General features: G+C 53.2%; 9 protein-coding genes. 7 read left to right on the top strand and 2 right to left on the bottom strand.

Annotated elements, in window-relative coordinates; genetic code table 11:
* The first annotated feature begins 35 nt into the window (after positions 1–35).
* Both ACCI49_RS15455 and ACCI49_RS15460 read left to right on the top strand, forming a co-directional pair.
* Complete coding sequence (locus ACCI49_RS15455; protein ID WP_371839983.1) at positions 36–542, top strand: ComF family protein; 507 nt, start codon at positions 36–38, stop codon at positions 540–542.
* A gap of 157 nt (positions 543–699) precedes the next feature.
* Positions 700–1,845 carry a beta-ketoacyl-ACP synthase III gene (locus ACCI49_RS15460; RefSeq protein WP_371839974.1) on the top strand — a complete coding sequence of 382 codons (1,146 nt, stop codon included), beginning with the start codon at positions 700–702 and terminating at the stop codon, positions 1,843–1,845.
* Between the two features lie 45 nt (positions 1,846–1,890).
* On the opposite strand, the gene ACCI49_RS15465 is transcribed toward ACCI49_RS15460, so the two are convergent.
* The gene (locus ACCI49_RS15465; RefSeq protein WP_371839975.1) at positions 1,891–2,442 is read right to left on the bottom strand and encodes a PadR family transcriptional regulator; all 552 of its coding nucleotides are present in this window, start codon (positions 2,440–2,442) and stop codon (positions 1,891–1,893) included.
* A gap of 256 nt (positions 2,443–2,698) precedes the next feature.
* Between ACCI49_RS15465 and alaE the strand changes: the two genes are divergently transcribed.
* The 5 genes from alaE to ppc all read left to right on the top strand — a co-directional run bounded on the left by alaE (position 2,699) and on the right by ppc (position 9,421).
* Positions 2,699–3,193 carry an L-alanine exporter AlaE gene (gene alaE / locus ACCI49_RS15470; RefSeq protein ID WP_371839976.1) on the top strand — a complete coding sequence of 165 codons (495 nt, stop codon included), beginning with the start codon at positions 2,699–2,701 and terminating at the stop codon, positions 3,191–3,193.
* A 45-nt stretch (positions 3,194–3,238) separates the two neighbouring features.
* On the top strand, positions 3,239–3,934 hold the full coding sequence (locus ACCI49_RS15475; RefSeq protein WP_371839977.1) for an aspartate/glutamate racemase family protein: 696 nt from the start codon (positions 3,239–3,241) through the stop codon (positions 3,932–3,934).
* A gap of 389 nt (positions 3,935–4,323) precedes the next feature.
* A complete protein-coding gene (locus tag ACCI49_RS15480; protein ID WP_371839978.1) occupies positions 4,324–5,697 on the top strand; it encodes a response regulator in 1,374 nt (457 codons plus the stop codon).
* A 133-nt stretch (positions 5,698–5,830) separates the two neighbouring features.
* The gene (locus tag ACCI49_RS15485; RefSeq protein ID WP_371839979.1) at positions 5,831–6,193 is read left to right on the top strand and encodes a DUF4870 family protein; all 363 of its coding nucleotides are present in this window, start codon (positions 5,831–5,833) and stop codon (positions 6,191–6,193) included.
* Between the two features lie 564 nt (positions 6,194–6,757).
* Positions 6,758–9,421: a phosphoenolpyruvate carboxylase gene (gene ppc / locus ACCI49_RS15490; protein WP_371839980.1), complete on the top strand. Its 2,664-nt coding sequence runs from the start codon at positions 6,758–6,760 to the stop codon at positions 9,419–9,421.
* Between the two features lie 66 nt (positions 9,422–9,487).
* Here ppc and ACCI49_RS15495 read toward each other — a convergent pair whose 3' ends face one another.
* Positions 9,488–10,735 carry a DUF945 family protein gene (locus ACCI49_RS15495; protein WP_371839981.1) on the bottom strand — a complete coding sequence of 416 codons (1,248 nt, stop codon included), beginning with the start codon at positions 10,733–10,735 and terminating at the stop codon, positions 9,488–9,490.
* Positions 10,736–11,718: the final 983 nt, after the last annotated feature.

An 11,718-nucleotide genomic window follows, 5' to 3' on the forward strand; every position in this document is an offset into this window, starting at 1 on the left:
CGTTGACTTCGCCTGCCAGAGTCTGCCCCGCTTGCTTGAGGGAGCCCCCGCAATACAGTGGTGTACGCGCAACCTGGCACTACGCCTACCCGATAAGCCAGCTGATTCAGCGTTTCAAATACCACAGCGACCTGGCCGCTGGTCACACTCTGGCGCAACTGACGGCGCAGGCAATAGAGCCCGTTGAAGATAGGCCGGACCTGCTTGCGCCCATTCCTTTGCACTGGCGCCGCTACTGGCAGCGCGGCTACAACCAATCCCAACTGGTGGCGGCGGAACTCGCAAAGCAATGGCAATTGCCACTGCGCCCGCGACTGCTGCGCAAAATTGCAGCCACCCAGACCCAGTCACAGCTGCGCCGCCACCAACGCCTGCGCAATCTATTGCAGAACTTCGCAGTTCGTGAGCCTGTAGAGGGGTTGCATATAGGATTGGTAGACGACGTCTTGACCACCAGTGCCACCCTGGAAGCGGCAACACAAAAGTTACTAGAAGCGGGAGCTACCAGAGTCAGCGCCTTTATTTTGGCCAGAACGCCATGACACTTCGGCGCGACCGCAGATAGACCAGTAGTCACATTAACGTCACAATATCCTACCTTGCCGTTCTGGCATCAATCCCATTAAAGCCGGCACTGCTAAGGTTCTATTCAGTGACTAATTGCTCGCACCTTTTTTGATGCGGGCCAGGGATTCAGCGATGAGTGAGTACAAGTTGCCACGGGGCATTGTCATCAGCGGTACAGGCCTGTGGACCCCACCAGAGGCTATCAGCAATGAAGAGCTGGTAGACGCCTATAACGCCTACGCCACACAGTACAACCTGAAACACGCGCAGGAAATCGAGGCTGGAAATCTACAACCCAAGCCCCATTCCTCGGCGGAATTTATTGAGAAGGCCTCCGGCATCAAGAGCCGCTATGTGGTTACACGCGAAGGTATTCTGGACCCAGAGCGCATGCGTCCCTATATACCCGAGCGCCATGACGACGAACTCTGTATGCAGGCCGAAATGGGCCTGAACGCCGCCAAGCTGGCGCTGGATAAAGCCGGCAAGAAAGCCTCTGACGTAGATATGGTCATTGTCGGCGCCTCCTATATGCAGCGTGCTTACCCGGCTATTGCTATCGAAATCCAGGGCGCTCTTGGTATCGATGGCTTCGCCTTCGATATGGAAGTAGCCTGTTCCTCCGCCACCTTTTCCCTGCAGCGCGCTGTAGATGCAATCTGCTCCGGCGCAGCGCGAACTGTTCTGGTCATCAACGCCGAGTTGGCCTCCCCCCAAGTGGATTTTACCGATCGCGACAGTCACTTTATTTTTGGCGATGTGGCCGTGGCCAGCGTGGTCGAACGCCGCGATACCTGCTCTGTGGACAGCGCCTGGGAAATCCTCGGCACCAAGGCAAAAACCGTCTATTCCAACAATATCCGCTCTAACTTCGGCTACACTGCGCGCGCCGCAGACGTGGATCCATTCGGTCCCGGCAAGCTTTTCCGCCAAAATGGCCGCAAGGTCTTCAAGGAAGTCTGCCCCATCGCCGCAGCTCATATTGAGGAACACCTGGGCGAAACCGGCACCACACCCCAAGCGGTGAGTCGCTACTGGCTGCACCAGGCCAATATCAATATGAACAACCTGATCGCCAAAAAGCTGATGGGCGACGATGCCAGCATTGAGCGCGCCCCGGTGGTATTGGACCGCTACGCCAACACCGCCAGTGCCGGTTCGGTCATTGCTTTTAATTTGCACAGTGACGATTTGCAGGTCGGTGAGCGCGGTATTATCTGCTCATTTGGTGCTGGCTATTCAATTGGCAGCCTGGTGATAGAGAAGGTCAATATTTAAGCTGCAGCTGCATAGCAACTAAAAAACCGGGCTGAACCCGGTTTTTTAGTTTGTCTCTTCACGCTTTTCTTCCAGTTCCACGAGCAATTTCTCCGCCCAAGTGATCCAGGTCTTCTCCGCCTCGATACCCAATAACAGGGTCTGGTGTGCTAACCAGTAGCGTTCCTGCAGAGCAGGGTCACTCTTCAGCACCCGCTCATTTTGCTCCCTATAGTTGTCCAGCAACCCCCTGTGCAACTGTAACTGAGCGTCCAGCGCCCCATGTAGCTCATCGCGGCTCAAATGGTGGCCAGCAAACATACGCACAAGGAAGGGTTCACGGATCTTTTGTGGCGCCGCCGGCTGGGCTACCCAGTTGCGCAGCTCTGCACGGCCCTTGTCGGTAAGACTGTAGACTTTCTTGTCCGGCTTGCCTGCCTGAGGCTGCTCCTCACAATCCAGCAGGCCCTCGTCGTGCAACTTATGCAGCTCCCGGTACATCTGCTGGTGGCTGGCACTCCAGAAGTGGGAAACGCTGCGCTCAAAACGACGCTTCAGATCGTAGCCACTGCCGGGGTCGATATCCAGCAGAGTAAGGACGGCGTAGCGCAGTGACATAGAGGCTCCGATTCGGGTTATGCAAGCAGTTGCATACAAAGAATGACATATTAACTGTTGGCGCCTCATTGTGGCCAGACGACACTTTAAGCCAATAAGATGTTTAGATTAAATTCACATTAAAACTTAGGATGTTTATCTCGAAGTATCCTGCCAGTCGAGATGCAAGGCTAGCTTTTACGCAAATTGGAGATATAATCGCCGGCCGATCACCACCACTACCCGGTGGCTTGATGTTCAAGAGGTTATTTGCTCCATGTCCGCGCCCGCATTAATACCGCCCAGCCCCGACGCCGACACGGCCGCGCCCCACACGCGCCGCTGGAATTTCCTCCTGGATATCTTCGCTATGAACAGCTTCTCTTGGGCTGTAGCCATCCCTATCGAACTGGTGCTCGCTGGCATGAGCTGGAACGAACACTTAAAAGTGCGATTAATGGCGCTGGTATTCAACACCCTGATCGCACGCCCTTTTAGCATCTACCGCAGTTGGGTTGTGAACCGCTTCGGCGGCGGCGGTGTGGTCAATGCCTATCTGGTGGACACCTTTGTGTTTCTTAGCTTTCAGTTTCCTCTATACCTGTGCAATATGCGCCTCGGCGGTGCCAGCTGGGACGAAATTGCCACCGCCAGTGTCACCTTTATACTGATCGCTGGCGCCCTCGGCGGCCCCTATGGAATTTATCTCGACTGGGTGCGCCGAGTGTGGGTAAATAGCATCTGTTCCCTTGGAAGCAGAAGGGCCTCCTGAGAAACACCAACACTCGAGTGAGTATTACGAGAGAGGAAAATCGCCGTGTTGACCTATAACGCCATTGAGAACAGCTCCATGACAATTGGCGTGGTGGCCGGCACCCCTACAGATACCCGCTTCGGGCTGGAGTTCCTCGACGCACGACAGTTTCGCGGCGTGGGCCTATCCCTGTCCGCATCGCCCCAGGCCCAAACCCAGCTTCAAGCACTGGCACGCAGTGCCCTCACCCAGCAGTTAATCAGTGCCATCGAGCAACTGCACCAGGCCGGTGCAGACGCCGCCATGATCTACTGTAATTCCCTCTCTGGCGCAGTGGATATGACCGCAGTAAAAGCCGCCTCCCCTATCGAAGTGGTTTCTCCTCTGGAAGTCTACGCTGAGCTGACCCAGCGCTACCGCAACTTCGGCCTACTTGCAGCCAACTGCCAGAGCTGTGCCAATATCGAGCGGGAAATCCTGGAGCGCAATAAAACCGCCAAGGTGATTGGTATCGGCAACTTGCAGATCGTGGAGGATATAGAGGATGGCCTCTCCGCAGAAATGATCGTACAGCACCACGCCCTCGACGACCTGGTGGCCGCGCTGGTGAAAAGCGGTGTGCAAATTCTGATCCTGGGCTGCACTCATTTCGATTATTTTTATCAAGAGCTCCTCGCCCACTGCGATGGCATCCGCCTTTTTCTGCCCTCTGAGCGTATGCTGCAGCTGATACAAGAGCGACTGTTACAGGCCGCCTAAGAAAAAAACCGAATAAATTTTCTAATACAACAGGTTGCGCATTTTGATATTCTCTCTTACCTCGCCTAAAAACGCTTTGCCCTAATAAAATCCTCTGTTGCTCCTACCAATGTAATAGCGTGCAATCCACATAGCTAAGGGCGTTTTAAAAAAAGTTATCTGCCTTCATGGCGCAATAAACCTTGGATAGCAGAGAAAAAAGGCCTATCAATGGCCTATTTACCCTCTTGCTATAAACCCTCCTCGAAAAAAATTTCTCTTGTACCCCAGGCAATATTGCAGTATCAAACGGTTTGATGTTTTCGGGAGTATCAATAGAAACTTACCGCAAAAAAACAGACTGCGAACTGATGGACTTAGTTCGCCCTAACAAAAAAGTGGTTACAAGGATGAAAAAAACCATGTTTTCTGGGGGGGTACCCTCTCGTCGTGTTTATTTGCACGACCTAATGATCGGCTCACTTGTCTGCATTTCGGTATTTATCTCCAATACTGCGCAGGCATATGAATTTCCCAATCTTGACCAACAGGTATCCATGCTCTGGCTTGCTGCAATAGCGGCTGCATTTTTGTTAGTTTGCACCTTTGCAATCAATAGACAGTTATGTCTAGGCAAATTAAAACGGGAAACTGGAGAGCGCATTGACAGTCTGGGCAAAGAAAACAGCAATCTGTTTCAGAAAGTGCACAGTCGCAATAGCGAATTCAATACCCTGGAAAAACAACTGGAAGAAACGCGCGAGGACCTAGAATTATTACGTCAGGAAAAATCCGATCTGCTCACTATTGCCCGCCACCGACTACACCACCCTTTGGACACCTTGCTCGGCACACTGAATCTGCTGGCGCGTAGCGAGGACAATAACACCAAAGCCCTAGTGGAAATTGGTAAGCGCCAATTAAACGCCGCGCTTAAATCCCTGGATGATCTGCGCCTGGCAGGTGAAGTGGAAATGGTGGAGCTCAAGCTGCCAAAAGAAATACTTGGAAATAACAGCTCTCATCAGTCGGTACTGCTGGTTGAAAATAATAAGCACGAATCCCTGCAAGCTGCTCTGGAGGCCATGGGGCACTATGTGCAACGAGAGTGCAACGGGGTTGATGGCAGCAGCGCGGCACTTCGGAGAAATTTTGATTTAATCCTGACTGACACCCACCTGCCGCTGATGGATGGTGTCGAGGCCGTGCGTGAAATTCGCCGTGAGCGCGGCACTGAGTTACCGATATTTGCCCTGCTACAAAGCGCCAAATCCGGCGATAAGGAGCGTTACCAGGCTCGCGGTTTTACTGGCGTACTCACTCACCCCGTTGCCGACCACCAGTTGATGCAATTAATGAGTTGGGCTGGCCGACGTAGCCAGGGCGCCAACGCACAGCAAAAGCCGCGCCCCGGCAAACTACTCAATACCAACACCCTTTTCCGCCAACAGGACATCCTCGATCACCTGACTTTTGCAGAACTGCTCAGCGAGCATATCGCCACTCTGCCCAAGCGCATTACCTCTTTAACCAGTGCGCTCACCGGGCGCCACTGGCTGGATGCGGAAAGACAAGCCCTTGGGGTATCCAGGGCAGCGGCAGAGGTAGGCCTCGACAATGTGGCCTCACGCTTGCGCTGCCTTGCCGCAAACCTCTCCATCGACAGCGAGCGGGAACATTGCAGGCAACAACGCACAGAGCTGCTACAACTTATGCGCGAATCTGTACGCCAGTTAAAAGCCTGGCGCGAACGCAATGTACACACCGAATGGGCGCTAAAATAATGAGGATCATTTCACTTTTAAGTGGCGGCAATCATATCCGACCGTCGCACAAAAATGCCACTTCAACGCAGCTAAGTTGAATTGCGAAGCAGGGGCCGCACTATATTTACTGAACCCTCAAGAGAATAGAGTTATGTCTGAGCAGTACCCTGCACGGTCCCAGGAAGCCCGCGAACAGAGCGGCCGCGACCTGGCCATTATGGTTTACTTGATCCAAGCCATCAGCCTGTTTACCGCAATCCCATTTTTTGTCGGGGTACTGATCAATTACTTTAAGCGTAGCGATGTGCGCGGTACCCTGGCGGAATCCCACTTCCGCTGGCAGATTCGCACCTTCTGGTTCTGGCTACTGTGGACAATTGTTGGCTCTTTGACCTGGTGGATTTTTGGTCTCGGTTACGTAATTCTCGCCGTTAACTGGGTGTGGGTAATCTATCGAGTTATCCGCGGCTGGCTGACACTTGTAGACCGCCGCCCCGCCTACAACCACTACTAGGAAATCCCACAGTCGAGCCCGCGAAAAGGCCAGTCCGCGGGCTGCAACTAAAAAGAAGACTATATCGCCTGTTATTTCAGACGCTTGTCTCCAGACCAACTCCCTGTGAGCCTGCCTCGCTTTATCTAGGGACTGAAAACTATTTTGCAAGGTGTTTTCCAGCAGGCTGCTGGAAGGGTCTTCCGTGGCTTTTCAACCCAGATTTGCGGCGCAAACCCTCCACTACAAAATAAGCACTTACATACTGATTTGCGGTCCGCCCTTCCCTGTTCGAGTTAGCCGGCTACCGAAAACTGCTTTTTCAGCAGCCCGCTCGGGTTTTCACATAAATATTCCATGATTGCCCTGAAAGCTCACTGAATACAGGCTCCATTGTTTTTGTAAAAACCTTCCTATTTTTTGCTGCAGTTGTGATGCTCATCTTTTTATCCTCTGTTTTTTAAACAGGGGGCCAGCGAACTCAAACTTTTTCCATCTAATTGCAAAACCCCCTCATCGGAAAATTATGCGAAGATAACCTCCTCGTTGTGCTATCAACGTATTTCGCTAGGGAGAAAAAGGTTCGTGAGCCAGGATCAAAATACCCCTCTAAGGGAAGACGTCCGTCTGCTCGGTGGAGAACTCGGATCGGTACTGCAGGAACAGGCGGGTAAGTCGCTATTTGATACCGTGGAAACTATTCGCCAGGCTGCGGTGGAAAGCCGCAGCACCGGGGAGATGCAGGTCGATCGTCTGCGCCAGCTATTGGACCCCCTCGACGATGAAACCCTGTTGGAAGTCGCCCGCGCCTTTAGCCAATTCCTGAATTTAGCCAATATTGCCGAGCAGCGGCACCGAGAGCGACTGCACCGGCATCACCAGCGTTTTTCTGGTGACCCAGACACCGACCACGGTCTACGACATGTGCTCTCGGAGTTGAAAAACGCCGACATAGCGCCATCCGATATCTTCGACGTGTTGAAGGGCCTTTCCGTCGAACTGGTCCTGACTGCCCACCCTACAGAAGTGACCCGTCGCACCCTAATTCGCAAATATGATCGCGTAGCCGACCTGCTCGCCGCTCAGGACCGTCCGGATCTCACCATGGAGGAAAGCCAGGAACTGCGTCGACTTTTACACGAGCAGATTCTCGCAGCTTGGAGCACCGATGAAATTCGCCGGGAGAGACCGACACCAATAGACGAGGCCAAGTGGGGCTTTGCCACCATTGAACAGTCCTTGTGGCAAGCGGTTCCCCAAAGCATGCGCGCGATCGAAGCAGAACTGGTTCTAGCCGGACTGCCGCCACTACCGGAAGACTGGGTACCCATCCGTTTCGCCTCTTGGATGGGTGGCGATCGCGACGGCAACCCTAATGTCACCGCCTCGGTAACCCGAAAGGTGCTGCTTCTGGCCCGCTGGATGGCTGCGGATCTCTATCTGCGCGATGTGGAAAACCTTTTGGCAGACTTGTCAATGCATAAGGCCAGCAAAGAGTTGTTGGCACATACCGGCCCCAGCCACGAACCCTATCGTCTAGTATTGCGCCGGGTGCGCAATCGCCTGCGCGTTACCCGCGCACAGATGGAAGCGCGTATTAACGGCGAGCCGGAGCCTGCGGGCCAGGCTTACGAGAGTGGACAACAACTATTTGACGAGCTGAGCCTAATTGACCGCTCCCTTCGTTCCGTAGGCCTCTCTGCCATTGCTGACGGCCAGCTCAAAGACACAATGCGCAGGCTCAACTGCTTTGGCATTACCCTGCTGCGGCTGGATATCCGTCAGGAATCCACCCGGCACGCTGATGCGCTAGATGCCATCACCCGCTACTTGGGAATGGGTAACTACGCCACCTGGGACGAGACGCGTAAACTGGAATTCCTGCTAGCGGAGCTGGAAAATCGCCGACCGCTAGTCAACGAAGATTTTTACCGCACAGATTTTTGTAACGAAGATGTGCGCGAAGTATTGAAGACCTGCAAAGTAGTTGCCGAACAGGGCCCTGAGGGGTTGGGCGCCTATGTAATTTCCATGGCAAAAAAACCCTCCGATGTGCTGGCTGTGATGCTGCTGCAAAAGATCGCCGGCGTACATCAGCCAATGCGCGTGGTACCTCTTTTTGAAACCCTCGATGATCTTAATAATGCCCCCACCACTATGAGCACCCTGCTCAATATTCCACAGTACAAACAGCGCGTATTGGAAGGCCAGGAGGTGATGATCGGCTACTCCGACTCAGCCAAGGATGCCGGCTTTCTCGGTGCGGCTTGGGCGCAATTTCGCTCCCAGGAGGCCCTCACCAAAAATTTTCGCAACCACGGCATACCACTGACCCTGTTTCATGGCCGTGGGGGCTCGATATCCCGCGGTGGTTCCCCCACCCGAATGGCCCTGTTATCACAACCCCCAGGTTCAGTAGCCGGTCGTATCCGCGTTACTGAGCAGGGGGAAATGATCCGCTTTAAATACGGCCGTCCATCAGTCGCCGCTTACAATCTGGAGCAGTATGTGGCGGCAACACTTGAAGCTACCCTAATGCCACCGGCGCAACCGCGACCGGAATGGCGCAATCAAATGGAGCGTCTCACGGATATTTCAGTCAGCAGCTACCGCGAAGTGGTGCGCGACGATCCGGCACTGGTAGCCTACCTGCGCACTGTTACCCCAGAAACCGAACTGAGTCGACTGGCACTGGGCAGCCGTCCGGCAAGGCGTAAACCCGGCGGCGGTGTAGGAACCCTACGTGCCATTCCCTGGGTCTTCGCCTGGACTCAGATTCGCCTGATGCTGCCCGCCTGGCTCGGCACTGGCACCGCCCTCGAGCACGCGCTAAAGCATGCCGATGAAGCCGACATCCTGCGTAACATGAGCCGCGAGTGGCCCTTCTTTCAAGGCGTGGTGGACATGCTTGAGATGGTACTGGCCAAGTCCGATACTCGTGTCGCCTCCTGGTATGAAGAGCGGCTGACAGATGATGACGAACTGATCGGCCTCGGAGAGAAATTACGCGAACACCTGGCCCACACCGTGAGCGCCTTGCAACAGCTCACCGGCCGCGAGAGCCTGTTGGACAACAACCCGGTAATGCGCTGGTCAATCCGTGTGCGTGATCCCTACACAGATCCACTGCACCTGCTGCAGGCAGAATTAATGGCGCGCCTGCGGGAAAGAGGGAGTGATTCGATGTTGGAGAGCGCCCTGATGGTGACTATCGCCGGTATTGCTGCGGGAATGCGCAACACGGGTTGAGAGAGATAAGAAGTTCGGAGAAGACTGAGCGGGGAGCGCCAAGGCCACTCCCCGGGATGACTTTCCCTAGAACTTCCCGGTTAATGCCATGATAAATAGCTCTGGCGGCAAGTCCTGACCATTCACTTCCAACTGACCGCGATTCACTTGCATATGCATTTGCAGCTCGCCGTCCTGCTCCAATAACAAACCGTAGTCCCTCAATAACATCACCTGCCCCACCAGCGGAGACTGCAGCAATGCTGATTCTGCCGCACTTAGGGTCATGCTACCTACCAATGGCTTCAACCACTGATTCAAGGCACTGCCCCCGCGGTGACGCGGTGGGCGCTTCATACCGCGCCAGTCGATATCCGCATCCACCAGCACCGGGCCGTTATGGGATTCCACCACCAGTTGCTGTTGTAAGCGCAGTGGCGGGCGCATTTCGCGAGCCCAGTCCCGCTCCGCATTCGGCAGCAACACACGCAAGTAATGACCCAAGTCAACAGCTTTAATCCTCGGCAGCGTCATTTTCTGGCGTGCAGAGGTAATGGGAGTAGCGGACTGCACACTGGGTAACTGTAGATCGCTCACAATCTTCAGGTTCTGAGCGGTCAGCATTTCCAGGTTTAGATCCAAACTGATATCCCGCATCTCAACCGGACCCGAATCTGACTCCGCACGCAAAAGTGACAAACGCAGCAGAGCCTTACCGCCGCGACCAGGCTCTACCTGGAACTCCCCCTTAAGCGGTTCGGTAAACAGTACCTCGACCCCCTCGCGTACTTGACGAAGGCTGCCAAGGTCCACAACGCCATTCAACAAAGCGCCACTGTAGTCAGTTTTTACCGCGATTTCGCCGCCTCCGAACTCCAACTGACCAAAAGTGCCAGTATTGTTGAATGGCTCGAGACGCAGGGTATTCAGTACTCGATTATCTGCCGTAACTAAGGTTTCAAGGATCAGGGGACTGTTTTGCAAGCGGCCATAAATACCCTCAAGCTGAGCACGCAGCTCCGGGTTCAGTCGACCCAGCTCAAGGCGGGTTTCACTATAGATAACGCCCAAGCGCGGTCCCTGTGAGGTAAACAGCACCGGGCCGTGATGGATCTCTGTATGCAGCTCCGTGGTACCATTTTGTAGTGCCACTTCAGTATTCGCCTCGGCTCCAAACCAGCTGCGCTGGTAACTGGTAGGAGTCCCCCCCTGTAACCGACCCAGTTGCTGCTTCCAGATTTCCTCTACCTTGGGGCCAATAAACCCCGGCGCCGCCAGAGCGGAAATTACCAGCAAAGCAAGCACAATAAACAGAAGCCAACGCAATAGTTTCATAGGGATTGATCTAACAACGGGATTTGCGCCGATGTTAGCAGATTATGGGGTTATTAGTGCGACAGGAGGCCCATTGCGCTATAGCGCTATTGCTTTTTTGGCGAAACGCACAATCACCATCCCAGAGCGTGCTTTATTCTGTTATGGGTAACCAGGCACGTCTCCCTGGCTTGCCTAAACTAAAAGCGGAAGCCCTTAAATACTACGGGATATTGCGGGACCTTGAGAGTAGATATCGACAATCTGCTACTGAGTCAGAAGTAAAGAATACACGCCTCTCACGACACGCCGCGAATACATTCATGTTTGCTCACAATCGGCAGCCATGCCTTACAAGCTCCCGGGCGGAGTGTTTTCTTTCACCCCGTTTTTTAATGGCTTGATCCCTCCCACCAATACTTTTAAAAATACAGGAGCATCGAAGTTGATGGTACGAATGCCCGGTAAAGAATTGGACTTATCAAAAGACCTATAAAAATGTAAAGTCCTATTAATGACCATTAGTGAGGTGAACCTCCTTAAATATATGAAAAGCCGAATTTAATATCCGTTCAAAAGAACAGACATTAAAGGTAACTTCGCTAAGCCATCAGAGTTCACCTGGCTAACTTACTAAAAAGGGGGAAGGAAAGAATACACTGCGCTCGGGACCGTATGAAGCATGGATGCCGATTACGAGCTTACAGGGATGTATTCGTAGCGCATCTCGCGTGCAGTGTATTCTTTCCTTCTGACCCAGTAGTATTAAATAAAAATGAATTAACAGCACATCCAAAAATATGATGAAGATATTAGTAACACAAACCTCACAATTCCATGAATATTATTCAACATATGGCAAAAGTGAATATTTGCAAGTATCAGCACTAGCGGTCCATGCGGAAAGTAATGTAACTAATGGAGAATTGTCCGTATAATGTATCTTCTATGCGTACACCTAAACCTTTTCAAGTTTCTGATAATGAAGCGTCCATTCTGAACGA

Source organism: Microbulbifer epialgicus (assembly GCF_041447265.1).
Taxonomy (GTDB): Bacteria; Pseudomonadota; Gammaproteobacteria; order Pseudomonadales; family Cellvibrionaceae; genus Microbulbifer; species Microbulbifer epialgicus.

Bases quoted from the DNA above. Each gene is read 5' to 3' on its own strand.
- ACCI49_RS15460 (WP_371839974.1), top strand. From the start codon at position 700: ATGAGTGAGTACAAGTTGCCACGGGGCATTGTCATCAGCGGTACAGGC.
- ACCI49_RS15465 (WP_371839975.1), bottom strand. From the start codon at position 2,442: ATGTCACTGCGCTACGCCGTCCTTACTCTGCTGGATATCGACCCCGGC.
- alaE (WP_371839976.1), top strand. From the start codon at position 2,699: ATGTCCGCGCCCGCATTAATACCGCCCAGCCCCGACGCCGACACGGCC.
- ACCI49_RS15480 (WP_371839978.1), top strand. From the start codon at position 4,324: ATGAAAAAAACCATGTTTTCTGGGGGGGTACCCTCTCGTCGTGTTTAT.
- ACCI49_RS15485 (WP_371839979.1), top strand. From the start codon at position 5,831: ATGTCTGAGCAGTACCCTGCACGGTCCCAGGAAGCCCGCGAACAGAGC.
- ACCI49_RS15495 (WP_371839981.1), bottom strand. From the start codon at position 10,735: ATGAAACTATTGCGTTGGCTTCTGTTTATTGTGCTTGCTTTGCTGGTA.